Consider the following 20643-nt stretch of genomic DNA (forward strand, 5'->3'; position numbering starts at 1 on the left):
ATGAAGGTAAAAGAACAATTACTAACTTTATCTCCATATAAACCAGGTAAGCCAATTGAAGAAGTGAAGCGTGAATTTAATTTAGATCGCGTTGTAAAATTAGCATCCAATGAAAATCCTTACGGCAGCTCTGCTTTAGTAAAAGAGGCGATTGCTGCAGAAATTGAAAATATGGCGCTTTATCCAGACGGTTATGCAGCTGAACTGCGTGCAGCAGTAGCAAAACACGTAGGTGTAGAGCAAGATCAGCTGATTTTTGGAAATGGGTCTGATGAAGTCATTCAAATTATTTGCCGAGCTTTGCTATCGGCTGATACAAATACTGTCATGCCAACGCCATCATTTCCTCAATATAAGCACAATGCCGTAATTGAAGGTGCAGAAATTCGTGAAGTACCGCTGCGCGGTGGAGATCATGATTTAGATGCTATGCTTCGTGCCATTGATGAAAATACGACAATTGTATGGGTATGCAGTCCTAATAACCCAACGGGAACGTATGTGAAGGGCGATAAGTTAATTTCCTTTATGAAACAAGTTCCTAAGCATACGTTAATTGTTATGGATGAAGCGTATTTTGAGTATGCAGCAGATCAAGCCGACTATCCGAATACGGTAGAGCTTTTGAATGAATACGAAAACTTAATTGTACTTCGCACATTTTCAAAAGCATACGGCTTAGCTTCTTTGCGTATTGGTTACGGTATTGCAAACGAATCATTGCTACAAAAAATTGAGCCGGCTCGCGAACCTTTTAATACAAGCCGCATGGCTCAAAAAGCAGCAATCGTTGCTCTTGAAGACCAAGCGTTCATTGAAGAGTGCAAAAAGAAAAATGAAGCAGGTTTGCAGCAGTACTATGCTTTCTGTGATAAGAATGGCTTAAATTATTATCCTTCTTTCACTAATTTTGTTCTAATTGATTTTGGCCGTCAAGGCGATGAAGTGTTTCAATTTTTATTGCAGCGCGGATTTATCGTTCGTTCAGGGAATGCACTAGGCTTCCCAACTTCCGTTCGTATTACGGTGGGAACAAAAGAACAAAATGAACAAATCATTGAATTGCTTCAGCAGTTTGTTAACCAAGAAACGGCGAAAGCTTAATACCTAATATAGTAAAAGATGAGAGTGTGATTTCACACTCTCATCTTCATATGTACAATGAGGTGAAGGAAAGTGAAAGAAAATGTTTTTGTTATAGGCCTGGGATTAATTGGAGGATCTCTTGCGCTTAATATAAAAAAGACGCATCATCATCTTGATGTAATAGGTTTTGACATTAATCATGAGCAGCTGGAGCTCGCTAAAACTCTAGGCGTAATTGACCAAGCGGCTTCTTCTCTGCAACAAGGCGCTGAGCAAGCGGATTATATTGTTATTGCCATTCCGGTCACCCAAGCAGCGGAAGTACTAAAACAGTTCGAACACTTTACGCTCAAGCAGTCTGTCATCGTAACAGACGTAGGAAGTACAAAAGAAGAAGTCGTGAAGACAGCCGAGGTTCTTATTTCTAAAGGCATTGAGTTTATCGGCGGTCATCCAATGGCGGGGTCTCATAAAAGCGGAGTAGCTGCTTCTAAAGCTCATTTATTTGAAAATGCAATGTATGTATTAACACCTTCATCTTCTACTTCTTCGGAGGCTTTAGACAACTTAAAGGAATTGCTAAATGGTACAAAAGCTAAAATTATTGTGATGTCACCAAAAGAACATGATAAATTAGCAGGTGTCATTAGCCATTTTCCACATATTATTGCCGCAAGCCTTGTTCATCAAGCAGAATATTACCAACAAGACAATCAGCTAGTTTCGCAGCTTGCGGCTGGAGGGTTTCGTGATATTACACGTATTGCTTCAAGCAGTCCAGCGATGTGGAGAGATATTTTGCTTCATAACCAGGATGCGCTTCTGTCAATGTTTGACCACTGGCTTGAAGAAATGAACGACGTGCGAAATATGATCGAACGAAAAGATGCGAACGATATCTATACATATTTTTCACAAGCAAAACAATTTAGAGATCAGCTTCCTGTACGAACCAAAGGAGCAATTCCATCCTTTTACGATCTCTATGTGGATGTTCCTGACTATCCGGGTATTATCTCAGAAGTAACCGGTTATTTAGCAGAAGATGAAATCAGTATTACAAACATTCGAATTTTAGAAACACGAGAAGACATATACGGAGTATTACGTTTGAGCTTTCAAACAGAGGAAGATAGAAAGCGGGCAAGAGCGTGTCTCCATCAGCATCAATATCAGACGTTTATTTCTTAATGTACGAAAGGTGTGAATGAAATGAGTGGAAAACCATTAAAAACGAATCTTTCATCTCTTCAAGGAGAAATTTCTATTCCCGGGGATAAGTCGATTTCTCACAGAGCTGTGATGTTCGGAGCGATGGCAGAAGGGAAAACAACGATTAATCATTTTTTAGCAGGTGAAGATTGCTTGAGTACTATCTCTTGTTTTGAAAAGATGGGCGTATCGATTAAAAGAGAAGGCGAGTATGTTGAAGTGGAAGGTAAAGGTATCGAAGGATTAAGTGAACCTACTTCCATCCTAGATGTAGGAAATTCAGGAACAACTACTCGTTTAATGCTGGGGATTCTTTCCGGTGTGCCATTTCATACGTCTCTAATTGGAGATGAGTCAATTGCCAAGCGTCCAATGAGCCGCGTTACGGTGCCGCTGCGCTCTATGGGTGCAAAGATTGATGGGCGTGAGCATGGCCAATATACGCCTTTATCTACTAGAGGAGGAGCATTAAAAGCAATTCATTACCATTCTCCTGTAGCAAGTGCACAAGTAAAATCGGCGATTTTACTTGCGGGACTTCATGCCGAAGGCACAACAAAAGTAACCGAGCCTTTTACATCACGCGACCATACAGAGCGTATGCTTCGCGCATTTGGAGTAGACGTAGAGGTAGATGGAACGACTGTAAGTATTGAAGGAGGACAATCCCTGCGCGGAACGGATGTGTACGTCCCTGGGGACATTTCTTCAGCTGCATTCTTTCTTGTTGCAGGAGCCATTATTCCAAACAGCCGAATCGTTTTGAAAAACGTCGGACTCAATCCTACAAGAACAGGTATTATTGATGTGCTTCAGCAAATGGGTGCACGCCTTACAATTTCTAATGAACGTATTCAAAATGGAGAGCCTATTGGCGATTTGACGATTGAAACGTCTCAGTTGAAAGGGATTGAAATTGGGGGGGATGTAATTCCTCGTTTAATTGATGAAATTCCAGTAATCGCTCTTTTGGCGACTCAGGCGAATGGGAAAACAGTTATTAAAGATGCCGAAGAATTAAAAGTAAAAGAAACGAACCGTATCGATACGGTTGCAACGGAGTTAAGCAAGCTCGGTGCCTCTGTTACTCCAACAGCTGATGGCCTCATCATTGAAGGCAAGGCGGCTCTAAAAAGCGGTGAAGTAGACAGCTATGGAGATCATCGAATTGGAATGATGCTTGCGGTCGCAGCAGCCATTGCAACGGGAGAGGTAACACTAATGAGAAGTGAAGCTATTCACGTCTCCTATCCTACTTTCTTTGAAGATCTTGATAAACTAAGCGAATAAGAAAGAGACTGGGACAAACGTATTTTGGTTGAAGGGAAATCCGAACGATGAATTGATATTCTTGATAGAGAATCAAACTCGTTCGGATTTTTATTAGGGTAAACGTAGGTCTCATGTATGTAGGTGCTTCTAGCTTTTGATTAATGTAGTCATGTCTCAATCTCGTTTTTATTCAAAAAAATGTAAGCGTATTCAAATTGATTTGTTGAACAAACGCTCAAACTATTTTATCATGGTGTATAGAAGCATGTGTTCTTGCTTCGGTTTGGGAAAAATAGAAAATTAATTCGTTTTATTTGTATATAAAAAGTGAATGTAATAATAAAGGAGAATTGTGTGTGAAAGAACTAGACCGCGCGATAGGTTACGTAGAATCCAATGAAATTGAAAAAGGTCTTGCCCTTATTCATGAATTGAAAGATAAAGCTACAGACGAAGAAAAATTTTTAATGGCTGAACAGCTTCAAGAGTGGGGACTAGTAAATGATGCGCTGCCTTTAATAGACGAGCTCATCGCTAAATACCCAGAAGAAGGCGAGCTGTATTTATTAAAAGCTGAAATGCTTATCGATTTAGAAGAAGAAGAAGAAGCGATTCATATTTTAAATCAAATTAGCAGCGAAGATGATAACTACGTGCCAGCTCTGCTTCTTGTAGCTGACTTATATCAAATGCAAGGCCTTAGTGAAGTAAGTGAGCAAAAGTTAATGGAAGCGAAAAAAATGCTTCCAAATGAGCCGGTTATAGATTTTGGGCTCGGTGAATTTTACAGCAGTCAAGGAATTTATCAAAAGGCGATTCCTTTTTATCAAACGCTGCTAAAAATAGAAAAAGAATTTAACGGCACGGATCTTCGTCAGCGATTAGCTGAAAGTTTAGCAGGTATCGGCCAGTTCGAAGAAGCGCTTCCTTACTTTGATCAAGCGCTAAAAGATAAGCTTGAGATTAACACACTATTTGAATATGCGATTTCAGCGTATCAAGCAGGTCATTATCAGACCGCTATTGAAAAGTTCACAGAACTAAAAGAGCTAGACCGTGAGTACCATTCTCTTTATTTATATTTAGCAAAATCATATGAACATGAAGAGATGCTAGAAGAGGCTGCGGTGGCTGTTAACGAAGGTATTGCGCAGGATGAATTTCAAAAAGAACTTTACTTTTTTAAAGGGAAGATAGCATTAAAGCGCGGTCTAGAAGAAGAGGCTGAATCGGCATTTCAACAAGCGATTGCACTAGATCCAGGGTATATTGAAGCCATTTTAACTCTCTCTAAACTTTATATGAGTCAAGAGAGATATGAAGAGGTAGTAGAGAATATCGAGCACGCCAAAGAATATAATGAGCATGACCCTCATTTTGAATGGGATTTAGCAAAAGCTCACCAAGAATTAGAAAATTATGAAGCAGCGCTAAAATACTACGAATCTGCATACACTGTTTTTAAAGAAGAGTATGCGTTTTTAGAAGAGTATGGCTATTTCTTATTAGAAGAAGGACAGCGCTCGAAAGCGAAGGGGATTTTCCAAGCCTTATTAGCAATGGATCCAACAGTAGATGAAATTCAAGACATATTATTTCAATTAGAAGAATAAATAATAGTTCAGAGGATTTTATTGCTGCCGTGTGGAATAAATAACTGTAAAAGGTGTTTTAACTGAGAGTTTAAACACAGAGGAGGGAAGTGAGAATATGACGACCCCTGTTACTGTCAACGAGAAAAAAGAATTTGTTCGCTGGTTTTTAACGAATTATCAGCTGAAGCGAAGAGAATGTGTATGGATTTTAAATTATTTGATGAGCCATGATCAATTGATGAAACGAGTTCACTTCGTTGAGCAAGCACAGTTTTGTCCTCGCGGGATGGTGATGTCTACGCACTGTGTGGAAGACCCTCCATTTCGTTTTTATAAAGAAAATATCATGACAACCGATGCAGAAAAATCATTTCATGATATTCGTTTGAATCGAGAAGAAGACATTTATATTCAATTAAACTTCCGATCGTTGTATTCATCGCCTCAATATGTGGCTGTACTGGAAGACAATCCGTATATGCCAAAAGCTAATCAAACAAATGAAAAAGACAGAGTATTAGCTGAGCAAATATTGGAAGAATCTATTCAGAAGTTTCAGCGATCAAAAATCATGGAACTAATTGATAAAGCATTAGATGAAAACGATAAAGAGGAATTTCAGCGCTTAAGCGAATATTTAAATAACCATTATGTACAGTAGATAAATGAGGGATTGGCTAGCTTCTTAGAAAAAGGTCAATCTCTTTTTTTATCTCCTTATTCATTTTGAAAAATAAATAAGACAAGCTTTAGCGGGCTTGCTGAGAGGAGAAAGAAGTTGAAGCTTCAGGCCAAGGAAATGGATGTGTACTTACAATCCAAAAGTTATGTTGATACTGTATTGGTTCCACTCATTCCGATTGATTTCGGAGAAGATTTAAAGCTTACTGCATCTATGAGTGAATATACGACTGCTCTTACTGAAGAGTTAGAGAGGCAATTTAAAGGAAGAGTGATTTTAACACCTAGTTTTACATATTTAAAAAAAGATGGAGTAGCTGCTGTTTATGAAACATTACTTCGTTGGAATGAGCATATAAATGACAATGAAGTCAAACATCTTTTTGTGCTTACTAGCGACCGAGACTGGCTGCAATATGAAAAAGAAATAGGGGCTCACTGCATTTGGATACCTGCTTTACCGCTTGAGCATATAGACGAGTCGCATAAGTATACGCTCATACATGAACAAGTTCAACAGCTCCTGCCGATTTTTGTAGAGAAATGGAGTGTTTAAAAAGACTGTAGAATAAGTAATGGAAGCGCAAACAAAATGATGACTAAAAATTTAGAAAAATAAAGATTATTTCCATGTTTTAGGTTTTTATTGTATTGACCTTCCAGAAATATTAATATATCATGATTATGTCCTAGTTTAATAGAATGGTCCATCATGTGTCCAAAATTCTCTGGACTGAACTTTTTTTAAGGGGGGAAAAGCATGGGTGATCGGGTATCAAGACGACAGTTTTTAAACTATACGCTCACTGGTGTAGGGGGATTTATGGCTGCTGGAATGTTAATGCCAATGGTGCGCTTTGCAGTAGATCCAATTTTGGAAAAAGAAGCGGGTCAGGATTTAGTAGCTGTAGCGCAGGTTAAAGACATTACAAAAGAGCCGAAACGTGTCGATTTTAAAATCAAGCAAGTGGATGCGTGGCATAAATCAGAAGAGCCAAGATCAGCTTGGGTGTACAAAACTGATAAAGGTGAAATCGTCGCGCTGTCACCAATTTGTAAGCATTTAGGCTGTACGGTTAACTGGGCTGGTGACAAAAACTATCCACATCGTTTCTACTGCCCTTGTCATGGGGGAATGTATGAAAAAAGCGGTAAAAATGTACCTGGGACACCACCGATGGGACCGTTAGATGTATACGTTCAAAAAGTAAAAGGCGGTACGTTATATCTAGGAAAAGCCAAACCACAAGGAGGGGCATAGAAAATGTTGAATAAAATCTATGACTGGGTGGATGAACGGCTAGATATTACTCCTTTATGGCGAGATGTGGCCGATCATGAAGTGCCAGAGCACGTAAATCCTGCACATCACTTTTCAGCATTTGTGTATTGTTTTGGTGGATTGACGTTTTTTGTTACCGTTATTCAAATTTTATCAGGCATGTTTTTAACCATGTATTATGTACCAGATATAAAAAATGCATGGGAATCCGTTTATTATCTGCAAAATGAAGTCGCTTTCGGACAAATTGTTCGAGGTATGCATCACTGGGGAGCAAGTTTGGTTATCGTCATGATGTTTTTACATACACTTCGTGTTTTCTTCCAAGGAGCATACAAAAAACCCCGCGAGTTAAACTGGATTGTGGGTGTGTTAATTTTCTTTGTTATGTTAGGTTTAGGTTTTACAGGTTATTTGTTGCCGTGGGATATGAAAGCGCTATTTGCAACGAAAGTAGGTTTGCAAATTGCTGAATCCACACCAATTATAGGCCAGCAAGTGAAGACATTACTCTCAGGACATCCAGACATCGTTGGTGCTCAAACACTAACTCGCTTTTTCGCCATTCACGTATTCTTTTTACCCGGAGCCCTACTTGGCTTAATGGGTGCCCACTTCTTAATGATTCGTAAACAAGGAATTTCAGGACCACTATAAAAGTTTATACGCTTTATTCAATTAGTCAATCACACTAGTCATCATATGCATCAAGCACATACTCCGTTGTTAGTACTTTCACTAGAACAGTGAGAAAAAGGAGGGAGAACATGCATCGTGGTAAAGGGATGAAGTTTGTTGGAGATTCACGTGTTCCTGCAGAACGAAAACCCAATATTCCAAAAGATTACTCTGAATTTCCAGGGAAAACAGAAGCATTCTGGCCAAACTTTTTACTAAAAGAATGGATGGTAGGAGCAGTTTTTTTAATCGGTTATTTATGTTTAACCATCGCTCATCCATCTCCTCTTGAACGTATTGCCGATCCGACTGATACGGGGTACTTGCCTCTTCCCGACTGGTATTTTTTGTTCCTATATCAATTGCTTAAGTATTCATTTGCTTCTGGTCCATATAATATTATAGGTGCATTTATTATTCCTGGGATTGCATTTGGCGCATTAATGCTTGCTCCGTTCATTGATCGAGGACCAGAAAGAAGACCGGCTAAGAGGCCGTTTGCGACCGGATTCATGCTTTTGGCTATAGCAGCAGTCTTTTTCCTAACCTGGCAGTCAGCGACACAGGTGGATTGGAAAGCACGTGAAGAGCAAGGGAAAATTAGAGAAGAAGTAGCGATTGACAAAAATTCAGAAGGCTACAAAATTATGCAAAAGCAAACGTGCTTGACCTGTCATGGTGATAATTTACAGGGAGGCCCTGCGGCTCCGGCTTTAACAGGAATTGATTTATCTCCTGAAGAAATTGCCAATATCGCAAAAAATGGTAAAGGCAATATGCCAAAAGGTGTTTTCAAAGGTTCAGATAAAGAATTGAAAACGCTCTCGGAATTTGTCGGCAACTTAGGAAAAGAATAATGAAAATCAGCCAAAAGGCTGGTTTTTTTTTGAATTTATTTAATGTGATGGTTTATATCAATGAGATAGGTGCTTGCTATTGTCCAAAAACTGTACATAATAAAGAAGAGATTAAATGTAAAGGAGACTTTCTAAATGGCTTGGTTATGGTATACCTTAAAAGATAAGCGTTTTTTAACGCTTTTGCTGATTATGAATATACTAGGAACAATATATGGATATATTTGGTATGGTAGTCAATTAGCAGAAACGCCTAAAAAGTTTTTATTATTTGTACCTGATAGTCCAACAGCAAGCTTGTTTTTTGTGATTGTACTTATCGGTCTTTTACTTGGAAAACATTTTTCGCTATTTGAAGCTTTAGCAATGATCACGCTGTTTAAATACGGGATTTGGGCCGTTATAATGAATGTATTGGTCTATGTGTTAACAGGATACATTGATTGGATGATGCTTATGTTAATGGCTTCTCATGCAGCAATGGCTTTTCAAGGGCTTTTATACGTACCGTTTTATCGGATTAAATTATGGCATTTAGCTGTTGCCGCTGTATGGACCGTACATAATGATATCATTGATTACGTTTTTTCTATGATGCCAAGATACAGCATGCTCAATGCGTATATGTCTGAAATTGGTTATTTTACATTTTGGCTAAGCATTTTATCTATTTTCATTACATACTGGTTCACAGTTCGTGCTTCTTCAAAAAAACAGCTGTAAAAAATTTTTGAAATAGGCGCACGAAACGAGCTCTCTTTTTCTAAGATATAGTAGGCTATATTTAAGTATGAGGTGAGTGACTGTGAAGGAAACCAAACGAGAGCTTCATCCGTCCGTTGTGGAATTTAAACAATTTGTAAAATCACATCCTAAATTAGTAGAACAGGTTCGAAAGCAGCAAAAAACGTGGAAAGAGCTTTATGAAGATTGGTATTTATTCGGTGCAGAAGATCCAATGTGGGAGGCATATCGTTCAGAAGAAAGTGCAAAGGCTGAACCAGCTGCTGCAACAGAGGAGAAAAAAGATATTATGGGTACAATTGTATCCTCACTGAAAAACATGGACTTGAATCAAATGCAAAATCATATCACAAATGTAAATTCTGCTATTTCGAATATCCAACAAGTACTGCAGCAATTTCAACCATCTAAGCCATCAGGTGGAGGAGCAGCTTCCGGGCCAGGGAATCCATTTGGCTTTAGGAAAGATTAAGCGCAATGAGAAAAGATATATACGAGTATATGCAGTCTCGTCCTAAGCTCAACGACTTCGTTCGTGAACAGCCAATGTGGTACCGGCGTTTATCTAGAAATCCTGAAGAACTGGAGAAATTTGAATTAGAATCCAAACACTATTACAAACAAACGATTCCTCATAAAGTCGAAAAATTTTCGAATTCGATTCAAATGGCAAATATGATGTTTCATATGTTTCAATCCATGAAAAACCAATGATCTCTGCATACATAGCGATGCAGAGATTTTTGCACGTCATGAGTAAAAACAAAGAGTTTGTAAACACTATGGAGAAACGAATGATAAAGGAATGGTATGATGCGCTTACTATTAACGACGGCCTTATGTGTAGTTTCTCTGCTAGGGTGCAACCATGATAAACCAAAACCTGAAACTAAAATTTCCTCTCAACCGCGGGCAGCTGAAACGTTTAGTGAAACGAATGCAAAACCTTCACTGATGGTCCACCAGCATGTGAAAGGACAGAACGTATACGTTGAATGTATTCTAAGCGGGTTTTCATTTTCAACAGAGAGTGGATTTCTTCAAATAACAGTAGATGGAAAACCATTTAAAGAAATGAAGCAAGCAGCCTTTGTTTTAAGTGATCTTCCAAAAGGATCTCATACGGTTACGATTGAACTAATGAAATCAAAAGAAGAAAGTTATCAGGTGAGGAATACCTTTACGGTTGAAATTATATAGTTAAAAAGTAGAACTTGTAGTAAATCAGTGTAAGCTGTTTTAGCAAGTTCTTTTTCTTTAGATCCAAAACGTGATAAGATAAAAACGGAGGTGCACAGCCATGCTGACAACAATGAGAACTGTTGAATTACTCGATGAGTCTGATCACGTAGCTAACATGGTGTTACAATCAGACGTAGCCGAGAACTATCGTCAATGTTTATATAGATTAAATAAAGATTCACATGCACAGGCATTAATTGCTGAATTTGTGAAAATAAAGGAACAGTATGAGGATGTTCAGCGATTTGGGAAATATCATCCTGATTATAAAACCATTACGAGACAAGTGCGTGATGTAAAGCGTCAAGTTGATTTACACGCGACAATCGCTGCGTTCAAAAAAGCAGAAAATGAATTACAAAAGCTGCTTGATGAAATTAGCGTTATCCTTGGTCAAGCTGTTTCAGAGCACGTTAAAGTACCGACGGGAAATCCGTTTTTTGATACGGGAAGCAGCTGTGGCGGCGGCTGCGGATCTGGTGGAAGCTGTGGGTGCAGCGCATAAGCCGTTCACTGTATAAATCGAATGCAATCAGCACAGGAATTTCCGCAGCAGGCCATTTTACGCTGTGGAACGTAAAACCTGTGCTGATAGACATAAGTAAGATGCTGACTCCTGACAAAAGTTGAGCGCCACGTAGCATTTGTATTGGATGTAGCAAAAATAGATGAAGCTTCTAGAAGCTCATCTATTTTTCTACGCTCAATTGATGTGTTTATATACAAAAAGGGTATATTTGTGATTTTTTTGAAAATGACTTGTTCAATAGCTCTGTGCTCGTTAAAATGAGTAAGAAAGATCATCCAGATATCATCTAAATTCATACATAAAGCACCTACTTCATATAAAAGAATTTATGATAAAGAAAACCAATATAACGTATGCAAAAGGGGAACTAAATATGTTTGTTGAACGTCAAGGAATTGTGGCGTATGTGCATTCTGTTAAGCAAGCAAAAGCATTGCGAAAGTACGGAAATGTACATTACGTATCTAAAGAATTAAAGTATGTTGTCTTATATTGCAACCAAGATGGCATTGAAAAAACAATCCATAAACTTCAGTCTCTACCCTTTGTGAAGAAAGTAGATCCTTCTTATCGGCCGTTTTTAAAAACAGAATTCGAAAATTCAAAGCCGGATAAAGCGAAGGAATATGACTATAAGATAGGAATTTAAACAAAAAAGGAATGTAGTGTACATTCCTTTTTATATTTTACTTGGCCTTAGCAAACGAATAGGCAGGGATGAGGTTATTGCATTGGCGGAATAAAGCGGTTCATTCGCAAAATGCCAATAAGGTGCTGATAGTATAGTGCTGTTTCTGGAAAAGTAGTAGATGGTTTGACATCGAGTACCACAATTTCTTTTCCCGCTTCCTCAGCAGCTCGTTTAAATAACTCAACGCGCTTGCTGTCGTTTTGTTTTAAAACAATTCCTTCACGGCAAACGTAAAGCGGTTGGAAATTCCCTTCAGCTGTTGGATGCAAGACAGCGACAAAAGAAGCTACTTGTCGATCTTCTTTTACTGTTCGCAGCATAATAAGATGAGCAAGACGATGTTTGTTGCTTTTGACAATCTCTAACAGCTCATAAATATCTGAATACCCTTCTCCGAGCTCAATAAAACGCTGAATCATATGTATTTCCCCCTCTATGTATTAAAAAAGCAAACTCACGTAGTTTAATGTATCACTGAATATTTTAGGAGTAAATAAAAAAATCCCTACAACTACTCATTGTAGGGCCCTTCAATAAAGGGGTGTAATCACCTCTGCGATTACAAGCACCTTGATGAAGGCAAAGGGAGAGGAGAAACCGGAGGAAGAACTTATGGGGAAACGTAAGTCTTCTCCGCGGTTGGCAACAACATCGGTTAGATGATGTTGTTACTAGTCAGTATGTCCGTTTTAAACGTTCATATACCTGTCTTGTGAAATTCACTTTTTAATACATAAAAGACTGATAACATAACAGAGAAAAAGGGTAAATTTACGTTTGTTATGACATATTAAAGTAAAGGAATTCTTCTATGAACGAAATGCCGAATGATCTTCATAGGTGTATCTTTTAGAAAAGAATCAGTGTATCTAAGGACACGGCCGTAAAACTCCAGCATAAAAGCAAGCTGCTGGGTTTATTGCACAGAATGTATACAGCATTGAATAAATTGAGGATTTTTGCTAGTCTTTGTAATTCAAAATATGTTAGGATAATGAAGAATAAGGAAGTAAAAGTAAGGTAGTGATAAGGATGAGAGTAGTAGCAGGTTTATATAAAGGCCATGCGTTAAAGGCGGTTCCAGGATACTCAACCCGCCCTACAACAGATAAGGTGAAAGAAGCTATTTTTAATATGATTGGACCGTTTTTTGAAGGTGGAACAGCTCTTGATTTGTTCGGTGGAAGCGGTGGCTTGGGAATTGAAGCTCTAAGCCGAGGAATAGATAAAGTCATTTTTGTGGATCGGGATGGCAAAGCGATTCAGACGATTAAAGTAAACTTAGCATCTTGCCGGTTAGAAGACCGCGCTGAAGTGTATCGAAATGATGCAGAACGTGCACTGAAAGCGATAAAGAAAAGGGAACTGACTGTCGATTTACTTTTGCTTGATCCACCGTATAAAGCACAAAAGTTGAAAGCGCTTATCGAAACGGTAAGTGAAGAAAACCTTCTAGCAAAAACAGGAATTATTGTAGCGGAGCATTCTCATGATGTACATTTGGATAATGAGATTGGTTTATTTGAAAAAATAAAAAGCGAAACGTACGGTATCATTGGTGTTTCTATTTATACATACAAAAAAGAAGAATCAGTTGAATAAATCAATGAGCTGTTAGATGTAGAAAGGGGATACGTATGGGCAGTATAGCTGTTTGTCCAGGAAGCTTTGATCCAGTTACAAATGGACATTTTGATATTATTAAACGAGGCGCAAATGTATTTGATACGATTTATGTGGTTGTTTTAAATAACTCTTCAAAAAGTCCCCTATTTACAGGGGAAGAGCGAGTAGCTTTGCTGAAAGAAGTAACAAAATCACTTCCTAATGTGGTAGTAGAGTCGTACAGCGGATTATTAATGGAATATGCAAAAGAAAAGCAGGCAAAGACCATTTTGAGAGGTTTACGTGCAGTATCGGATTTTGAGTACGAAATGCAAATCACATCTGTAAATCGCGTATTAGATAAAGAAATCGAAACGTTATTTATGATGACAAATAATCAATACTCCTTTTTAAGTTCTAGTATTGTAAAAGAAGTAGCTAAATATGGGGGGAATATTTCTGAATTAGTTCCTCCCCCTGTTAAAGAAGCGCTTGCGGAAAAATTTGAACAGCTGTCTCAAAAATAAGATAAAAAAGAACGTGACGTTTTCTTTGCCGATAAGAAAACGTCGCGTTCTTTTTTTACTGGGAACGATGAAGAAACGTTCGTTTTGAATATATATAAATATAGCAGCACAGCGTAAAAATCGTTAAGAGCGGACCGTACACGTTTAGCCACTGCGATAGAATCGTAACGGACTCCAATTGAGAAAAAACCGGCAGTGCTCCTTGAGATGCTTGAAAAGTAGTAATGGATTCCCGAAGAGGACCCCATAGAAAGATAGTGAATACTACCGCAAAACAGCCGTGAAAAATGCGTGCAATAAAAAACGGAAAAAATCGAATATCTGTTTCGGCGAGTATACTAGCCACTTGTGCTTGAACGGAGAAACCGCTGAACCCTAATACAAAGCTAACGATGATAATTTGATGAAACAGCAGCGTGTCTGGCGCTTCACTTGCTAGACGGCTTCCTAGCGTGATTTCAAAAAGCCCTGAAGTAAAAGGAAGGCTCAGTTCAGTCCCTATATGACAAAGGGAAAATAAATAAGCTAGACCGCTGCTTAAAACGGCCGTGATATGAGTAACATATAAAAGTTTGTTTAATACAGAAAATAAAATGATAAAACCGCCAATCATTAAGAGAGATTGAACAGCAGAAGTAACCGCATCTCCTAGAAGCTTCCCGATAGGACGCTTATCTTTTAAACGCGTTTTATGCATTTCATGAAAAGCTAACGATAAAGAAGGTTTTTGAGTTACTTGTCCTTTCGGTTTTGCTGATCCATAAAACCGCATCACCAATCCTACACAAATATTCCCTATGTAATGTGAAAGAGCTAATATGATACCGACCGCTGGATTGTGGAAAAAGCCAACTGCCACAGCTCCAAAAATAAAAATAGGGTTAGATGAGTTAGTAAATGATACGAGTCTTTCAGCTTCGATAGCTGTTAGCTGCTTTTCTTGACGCAGCCGGGAAGTGATTTTTGCACCTGAAGGAAACCCAGAAGCCATGCCCATTGCTAAAGCAAAACCCCCTACTCCAGGTACTCGGAATAAAGGCCTCATAAACGGCTCTAATAAGATTCCAATGAACTTCACTACGCCAAACCCAATAAGCATTTCTGAAACAATAAAAAAGGGCAGCAGAGAAGGAAAGACGACCTTCCACCATGTGTTGAGACCTCTTACTGAACCTTCTAGCGCTTCTTTTGGATATACAATAAGCGCAATAGCGAGAAGCGTTACGCTCGTCCCGAGCAGAAGTGTTTTCACCATTGATTTATTCAACGAACGATTCATCTCCTTTTCTAAGCTCACGTCATCTTGATATGAATGAAATGAGGAGTTTTAGGCAAATGTACAAGTTCTTCTATATATCAATATACGAAGCTATGCATCGACTTTATGCCTATGAGTAAGGAGAAAATAAATTCATATTGAATAAAAAGGCGTCTTGTCACATTTGGAAATACAATTCATATACATAAATCAATGCACTCCTAGGATAGTCAAGGAGTAAAAAAACGTATATGCAGCAAGCGAAGAGTAAGAATTTCTTAAAACAACCTTCAGTATAGTATAATGCTTAATAACCACCGTGTATTGAGCAAAACATATCTTTAGCTTCATACTAAATGAACAAATAGAAAATGAAGAATAGTCCTACCGAATACAGGGCAACAATGATAGAGAAGCTCATCAAATGTTTTTACATTTTTAGAAGTCTATAAGGTAAAACGAGGGGGCAGGTAAAGTGGAAAGCCCAAAAATAGGAGTTGCGTTAGGCTCAGGTGGAGCTAGAGGTTTTGCACATTTAGGAGTAATCAAAACGCTAACAGAAAATAACATTCCTATTGATTTTCTAGCTGGCAGCAGCATGGGAGCTTTAGTTGGTGCACTATATGCGTCAGGTATTGAATTGACAACTCTTTATAAAATGGCGCTAACGTTCAAACGAAAGTATTATTTGGATTTTACCGTGCCTAAAATGGGATTTATTACGGGAAACAGAGTAAAATCGTTGGTTCGCACCTTTACGCAAAATAGAACCATTGAACAGCTATCTGTACCGTTTGCCATTGTAGCCACAGATTTGAAAACAGGAGAGAAAGTGGTGTTTAAAAAAGGACCTATCGCTGAAGCGGTGAGAGCAAGTATTTCAATTCCAGGAATCTTTGCTCCCGAAGTAATTGATGGCCGATTGCTTGTAGACGGCGGGGTAGTGGACCGTATTCCTGTATCGGTTGTAAAAGAAATGGGATCTGATATTGTCATTGGAGTCGATGTATCAAAAGCGAAAGTGAATGCAGAAATCAGCTCTATTTTTGATGTCATTATGCAAAGTTTAGATATTTTGCAAGATGAGCTAGTAGCTCATCGGACCATTGCTTCAGACATTATGATTCGTCCTAATCTCGATACTTTTAGTTCCAGAGCGTTTACAAACATTCAAGAAATGATTTCAATTGGTGAACAAGCAGCACATGAGCAGTTGCCTTCTATCCTGCAAGCAATTGATCATTGGAAGGAGAACAAAAAAAGTGAAATCTAGAATTAGAATTTTGGTATATTTGGCTGTTATTGCAGTGGTGGCAATGCTTTGTTTTTATCCTTTGCCGTACTACATTACAAAGCCTGGAATGGCAGAAGAACTTGCGCCTATTATTAAGGTAGAAGATGGATACCATGAAAAAGGGACGTTTATGCTGACAACTGTAAGAATGGGCAGAGCAACTCCTCTTTCATATGGTCTTGCGAAAATACAGGACTTTCATGAAATTTTCCCTACAAAGCAAATTTTGCAGCAAGGTGAAAGCGATGAAGATTACTCGACAAGGCAATTACATATGATGGATACGTCAAAAAATGCTGCTATTTCAGTAGCATACGAAGCAGCTGGAAAGAGCGTTTCCTATCTCAATAAAGGCGTATATGTTACATATGTCGTAGAAAATATGCCTGCACATGGAAAACTTCATGTTGGAGATGTAGTGACGAAAGTAGACGGGAAAAAAATTCAAACTGCTGAGGACTTAATCAACTACGTATCGACTAAAAAAGCAGGAGATTCAGTATCAATTTATGTAAAAAGAGATGGCAAAGAAAGCAAACATACTCTAAAAGTTAAAGCATTCCCTGACGAGCCGAAACGAGTAGGCCTAGGAATTGCCTTAGAAACGAACCAAGAACTAAAAGTTAAGCCCGATATACATATTGATACTGAAAAAATAGGAGGGCCTTCAGCTGGACTGATGTTCTCGCTTGAAATTTATAATCAGCTTGTTAAAGAGGACATGACAAAAGGCCATCGCGTTGCAGGTACAGGGACTATCAATGATAAAGGAGAGGTAGGACCAATCGGAGGTATTTCGCAAAAAATTGTAGCCGCAGATAAAGAAGGAGCAGAGATTTTCTTTGCACCAAATGAAAAAGGGGCTGCGGGCTCTAACTACCGAGAAGCAGTGAAGACAGCTAAAAAAATAGACAGTGATATGAAAATTGTACCCGTAGATTCATTTTCGGACGCCGTAACGTATTTGGAAAAGCTGAAACCATAAAAAATCGTCTCTTGCAGACGATTTTTTTATGGCCAAATGATAGGAGGCTGCGTGTATTCTTGTTTCATAAATTGAGAGCGCAGAGGCTCTTGAAACGGCATACTATAAACATGTGTCGCTTTAATATCGGTATCAATTTCTTTTAGTTTACATTGCGATACAGTGGATACAATAGGAAGGGACAGCTTTTTCTTAATCGTTTTTAAATAGCCTTGTCCTGTCTTTGACATTCCCAATAAGCGAATATAAAGATCAGCTTGTTGCATCTCACTTTTTGTTGTATTGGTTAAAAGGTGAACGCACATGCGCTGTAAACGGGTTCTCGTATATCGCTTCGTTTTAACATTTGTTAAAAAATCTTCAAATGAAGTAGCTGAAGAAATATAAGATAGGAGCCGATGTTCAATACCTTCTTCTATTTCATAAATACGCTGTAAGTCATAAAGCGGAGTAGTTAATAATTTGTATTTCAAAAATGGGAAATAATGCTCCCAATGATGAAACTGTCCGTGTGCTTGCTTGTAAGCTGTTAATTCATTTGCCGTACTAACTGGCATGTGCTGGCTCAGGTCCCCATGGCTGCTGCTGTCAAAAATAGCTTTACGTATGCTTGTAGCACTTGAAATAAAAGAGGAAGACAGGGAATCATCGTGATAATGTGATTGAATTCGAGTGATTGTATATGGTTTAATAGATGCATGCTGTTTTTTAATGGCAGCTACATAGCTCATTCCAAGCACATTATTTGGCTGAGATAGATCAATAGGAGCCTCAGTAAAAAGCTGTAAGAAAGCATTGGAAGCTGCTTTTGGATAACTGTTCCCTTTTTTCATCTCTTGTTGAATTAAAGCGGATAGTTCTGATTCATGAGCTTCGAGCAAATCAGCGGTGCGGGTAAATGAGTCAATATTGCCATTTTCGCTGCCAAAGCATACAAAGTCAGCGCGAAGGGATTCTAAAATAGAAATAGCGCCGCTTGCGAATGTTTCAGCTTTCTGAGTAGAAAAAGCATAGGGTAATTCAACGACTAAGTCTGCACCAGCGGCTAAAGCCATTCTTGTGCGGGACCATTTTGATACAAGAGCAGGCTCTCCGCGCTGCAAAAAGTGCCCGCTCATCACAGCAATCACACAATCTGCTCCGGTTTGTTGTTTCGCTTGCTGCAAATGATAAGCGTGTCCGTTATGAAAAGGATTATATTCGACAATTATTCCAACTGCTTGCATAATGTCTCCTTTTAATTTATTATTTTTAGTCTAGCTCTTTGTTTTAAAAACATTTTTTTATGAAAGTAAGAAATTTTTACAAAAAAGCATATTTAAGTACATTATAGTGTAAAGAAAAAATATTGACAAATAATCTTGTGAAAGCTATAATAACCTTTGTTGCCTTGAGGTGATTAACAATGAAATGGACAATACATCAATTGTATCAGTTGCAAAATAAAGGTCTAACATTTGACGAAGTGATTGACGGCAAAGAGTTTATGAATGCTGATCCTCAAATTCGTAGAATGTCAGATGTAAACGTGAAAGGAAGAGCCGACATTAGTTCTTCGAAAGTAACGTTTCACCTTAAAATTTCAGGAAAAATGACGTTGCCTTGTGCTCGTACATTAGTTGACGTTCCGTTTCCGTTTGAAATTAACGCAACTGAAACGTTTTTATTGAATGTGAATGCTGATTATGAAGAAGATGCTGAAGTACGCATTGTAGAGGGAGAAACGGTTGATTTACAACCTTTGATTCAAGAGTTAATTATTGTTGAAATTCCTCTGCAGGTATTTAGTGAAAATCAGCAAGCGGCAGGAGCAGCTCCACAGTCAGGAAAAGACTGGGAAGTTGTTACCGAAGAAGAAAAGCAGGAAAAAGTAGATCCCCGCTTAGCCGTACTCGAAAATTTCTTTAAAGACAAAAAGAAATAAAAATGCGAAGATCCGGCTTTCGGGCCTTCATATGATTTTAAAATTCTTTTAAGGAGGTGGGAATAATGGCTGTACCTTTTAGAAGAACATCTAAAATGAAGAAAAGAACGCGTCGTACGCACTTTAAATTACAAGTTCCTGGTATGGTAGAGTGCCCAAATTGTGGTGAAATGAAACTATCACACCGCGTATGTAAAGCTTGTGGTACTTACAAAGGAAATGACGTAGTAAGCAAATAATTGCTTATTTAAATAAAAGACCCTCTTAAGGGTCTTTTATTTTTTTGCCTTTTTTCCTTCTCTGCCCTTTGGAAGAGAAGGATTTTTTTTATAGAACAAGAACTCTTTTTAAATAAACAATTACTGTTGTAAAAGGATTCATATCTTGTCTATAAGGAGGAAAATGCATGAAAAAAAGCGAGCTGTTTACTACAAGCCAAGGCATTGCTACGTTTGTGATTAATCGTCCTGAAAAGCGTAATGCTATTGATTATGATGTTATGAATGAACTGCAGCAAGCTGTAGATTATGTGAAACATGATCAGTTAGTAAAAGCTTTTGTAATTACAGGTGCTGGTTCAGACGCATTTTGCAGCGGAGGAGATTTAAGCGTATTTCATGAGCTAAAGACTTCGAAAGAGGCGTCTCAAATGTTAACGGAAATGGGGAAAATTCTTTATGAGATTTTAACACTTCCAAAACCAACAGTTGCTCTTTTGAATGGAACATCGGTTGGAGGAGGATGTGAGCTTGCGATTGCATGTGACTTCCGTATAAGTGCAACACATAGCGAAATGGGCTTTATTCAAGGGAATTTAGGAATTACAACAGGCTGGGGAGGAGGAACCATTCTTCTTGAAAAGCTGCGTTATCAAGAGGCGATGGAAATGATCTACAGTGCTCAGTTGTATGGAGTAGAACGAGCGAAGCAAATTGGATTTCTTTCCTATGTAACGTCGTTTAAAGAGCTAACTATGAGGTGTGAGGAGTGGTTAGCGCCTATCACTCATAAACCGACCCAGGTATTGCAAGCATACAAAGAAATCGCTATTGAGAAATGGGAGCAAAGCCGGGTTTGGAATCGGATGGAACAAGAAATTCATCGCTGTTCGATATTGTGGGAGTCGCCTGAGCATGAAGAAGCGGTTCAAAAGGTCATCGTTAAAAAAACATAGTTATGAA

The 20643-nt window shown here is 38.4% G+C and carries 26 protein-coding genes; 23 read left to right on the plus strand and 3 right to left on the minus strand.

Annotated elements, in window-relative coordinates; all coding sequences use genetic code 11:
* The 16 genes from hisC to POF52_RS03005 all read left to right on the plus strand — a co-directional run bounded on the left by hisC (position 1) and on the right by POF52_RS03005 (position 11827).
* The gene (gene hisC / locus POF52_RS02930; protein ID WP_074677379.1) at positions 1-1104 is read left to right on the plus strand and encodes a histidinol-phosphate transaminase; all 1104 of its coding nucleotides are present in this window, start codon (positions 1-3) and stop codon (positions 1102-1104) included.
* A gap of 72 nt (positions 1105-1176) precedes the next feature.
* The gene (locus POF52_RS02935; protein WP_271989630.1) at positions 1177-2277 is read left to right on the plus strand and encodes a prephenate dehydrogenase; all 1101 of its coding nucleotides are present in this window, start codon (positions 1177-1179) and stop codon (positions 2275-2277) included.
* 21 nt (positions 2278-2298) lie between these two features.
* Complete coding sequence (gene aroA, locus POF52_RS02940) at positions 2299-3588, plus strand: 3-phosphoshikimate 1-carboxyvinyltransferase (RefSeq protein WP_271989633.1); 1290 nt, start codon at positions 2299-2301, stop codon at positions 3586-3588.
* Between the two features lie 332 nt (positions 3589-3920).
* Positions 3921-5183: a tetratricopeptide repeat protein gene (locus POF52_RS02945; RefSeq protein WP_442956634.1), complete on the plus strand. Its 1263-nt coding sequence runs from the start codon at positions 3921-3923 to the stop codon at positions 5181-5183.
* A gap of 97 nt (positions 5184-5280) precedes the next feature.
* Complete coding sequence (locus POF52_RS02950) at positions 5281-5826, plus strand: ReoY family proteolytic degradation factor (protein ID WP_013058996.1); 546 nt, start codon at positions 5281-5283, stop codon at positions 5824-5826.
* 117 nt (positions 5827-5943) lie between these two features.
* The gene (locus POF52_RS02955) at positions 5944-6402 is read left to right on the plus strand and encodes a YpiF family protein (RefSeq protein ID WP_224357771.1); all 459 of its coding nucleotides are present in this window, start codon (positions 5944-5946) and stop codon (positions 6400-6402) included.
* A 204-nt stretch (positions 6403-6606) separates the two neighbouring features.
* Positions 6607-7107: a QcrA and Rieske domain-containing protein gene (locus tag POF52_RS02960; protein WP_013058993.1), complete on the plus strand. Its 501-nt coding sequence runs from the start codon at positions 6607-6609 to the stop codon at positions 7105-7107.
* 3 nt (positions 7108-7110) lie between these two features.
* The gene (qcrB, locus tag POF52_RS02965; RefSeq protein WP_013058992.1) at positions 7111-7785 is read left to right on the plus strand and encodes a menaquinol-cytochrome c reductase cytochrome b subunit; all 675 of its coding nucleotides are present in this window, start codon (positions 7111-7113) and stop codon (positions 7783-7785) included.
* A 110-nt stretch (positions 7786-7895) separates the two neighbouring features.
* Complete coding sequence (locus POF52_RS02970; RefSeq protein WP_028411493.1) at positions 7896-8663, plus strand: menaquinol-cytochrome c reductase cytochrome b/c subunit; 768 nt, start codon at positions 7896-7898, stop codon at positions 8661-8663.
* Positions 8664-8798: 135 nt separating this feature from the next.
* Complete coding sequence (locus tag POF52_RS02975) at positions 8799-9386, plus strand: DUF1405 domain-containing protein (RefSeq protein ID WP_029715050.1); 588 nt, start codon at positions 8799-8801, stop codon at positions 9384-9386.
* Positions 9387-9468: 82 nt separating this feature from the next.
* Positions 9469-9879, plus strand: coding sequence for a YlbD family protein (locus POF52_RS02980; protein ID WP_013058989.1), 411 nt, complete (start codon positions 9469-9471; stop codon positions 9877-9879).
* Between the two features lie 5 nt (positions 9880-9884).
* Positions 9885-10121, plus strand: a complete 237-nt coding sequence (locus tag POF52_RS02985) for a YlbE-like family protein (protein ID WP_013058988.1) — start codon at positions 9885-9887, stop codon at positions 10119-10121.
* A gap of 99 nt (positions 10122-10220) precedes the next feature.
* Complete coding sequence (locus tag POF52_RS02990; protein WP_271989644.1) at positions 10221-10607, plus strand: hypothetical protein; 387 nt, start codon at positions 10221-10223, stop codon at positions 10605-10607.
* Between the two features lie 100 nt (positions 10608-10707).
* The gene (locus POF52_RS02995; RefSeq protein WP_028410752.1) at positions 10708-11154 is read left to right on the plus strand and encodes a YlbF family regulator; all 447 of its coding nucleotides are present in this window, start codon (positions 10708-10710) and stop codon (positions 11152-11154) included.
* A complete protein-coding gene (locus POF52_RS03000; protein WP_271989647.1) occupies positions 11142-11279 on the plus strand; it encodes a hypothetical protein in 138 nt (45 codons plus the stop codon). The genes POF52_RS02995 and POF52_RS03000 overlap by 13 nt, the downstream gene beginning before the upstream one ends.
* 272 nt (positions 11280-11551) lie before the next feature.
* Positions 11552-11827, plus strand: coding sequence for a YlbG family protein (locus POF52_RS03005; RefSeq protein WP_013058985.1), 276 nt, complete (start codon positions 11552-11554; stop codon positions 11825-11827).
* Between the two features lie 74 nt (positions 11828-11901).
* Here the strand turns inward: POF52_RS03005 and POF52_RS03010 are convergent, their stop codons facing one another.
* On the minus strand, positions 11902-12288 hold the full coding sequence (locus tag POF52_RS03010) for a DUF7147 family protein (RefSeq protein WP_013084871.1): 387 nt from the start codon (positions 12286-12288) through the stop codon (positions 11902-11904).
* Between the two features lie 613 nt (positions 12289-12901).
* Between POF52_RS03010 and rsmD the strand changes: the two genes are divergently transcribed.
* The gene (gene rsmD, locus POF52_RS03015; protein ID WP_176583406.1) at positions 12902-13471 is read left to right on the plus strand and encodes a 16S rRNA (guanine(966)-N(2))-methyltransferase RsmD; all 570 of its coding nucleotides are present in this window, start codon (positions 12902-12904) and stop codon (positions 13469-13471) included.
* Between the two features lie 35 nt (positions 13472-13506).
* Positions 13507-14001, plus strand: a complete 495-nt coding sequence (coaD, locus tag POF52_RS03020) for a pantetheine-phosphate adenylyltransferase (protein WP_176583405.1) — start codon at positions 13507-13509, stop codon at positions 13999-14001.
* 55 nt (positions 14002-14056) lie between these two features.
* Here coaD and ylbJ read toward each other — a convergent pair whose 3' ends face one another.
* Positions 14057-15268, minus strand: coding sequence for a sporulation integral membrane protein YlbJ (ylbJ, locus tag POF52_RS03025; RefSeq protein ID WP_271989652.1), 1212 nt, complete (start codon positions 15266-15268; stop codon positions 14057-14059).
* A gap of 466 nt (positions 15269-15734) precedes the next feature.
* On the opposite strand from ylbJ, the gene POF52_RS03030 reads away from it, so the two are divergent.
* The gene (locus POF52_RS03030; RefSeq protein WP_176583404.1) at positions 15735-16532 is read left to right on the plus strand and encodes a patatin-like phospholipase family protein; all 798 of its coding nucleotides are present in this window, start codon (positions 15735-15737) and stop codon (positions 16530-16532) included.
* Entirely contained in the window at positions 16522-17538 is a 1017-nt protein-coding gene (locus POF52_RS03035) for a SepM family pheromone-processing serine protease (protein WP_016765453.1), read from the plus strand. Before POF52_RS03030 ends, POF52_RS03035 begins: the two co-directional genes overlap by 11 nt.
* Before the next feature lie 26 nt (positions 17539-17564).
* On the opposite strand, the gene POF52_RS03040 is transcribed toward POF52_RS03035, so the two are convergent.
* Positions 17565-18764, minus strand: coding sequence for a nucleotidyltransferase (locus POF52_RS03040; RefSeq protein WP_271989655.1), 1200 nt, complete (start codon positions 18762-18764; stop codon positions 17565-17567).
* A gap of 179 nt (positions 18765-18943) precedes the next feature.
* Here POF52_RS03040 and POF52_RS03045 point away from each other — a divergent pair, with 179 nt between their 5' ends.
* The 3 genes from POF52_RS03045 to POF52_RS03055 all read left to right on the plus strand — a co-directional run bounded on the left by POF52_RS03045 (position 18944) and on the right by POF52_RS03055 (position 20636).
* The gene (locus POF52_RS03045; RefSeq protein WP_271989657.1) at positions 18944-19462 is read left to right on the plus strand and encodes a YceD family protein; all 519 of its coding nucleotides are present in this window, start codon (positions 18944-18946) and stop codon (positions 19460-19462) included.
* A gap of 65 nt (positions 19463-19527) precedes the next feature.
* Positions 19528-19701 (plus strand): 50S ribosomal protein L32, encoded by a 174-nt coding sequence (gene rpmF / locus POF52_RS03050; protein WP_013058976.1) that lies wholly within the window; start codon positions 19528-19530, stop codon positions 19699-19701.
* Positions 19702-19868: 167 nt separating this feature from the next.
* Positions 19869-20636 carry an enoyl-CoA hydratase/isomerase family protein gene (locus tag POF52_RS03055; RefSeq protein WP_271989661.1) on the plus strand — a complete coding sequence of 256 codons (768 nt, stop codon included), beginning with the start codon at positions 19869-19871 and terminating at the stop codon, positions 20634-20636.
* Positions 20637-20643 lie beyond the last annotated feature (7 nt).

It is taken from the genome of Priestia sp. AB, assembly GCF_028369225.1.
GTDB lineage: Bacteria > Bacillota > Bacilli > Bacillales > Bacillaceae_H > Priestia > Priestia megaterium.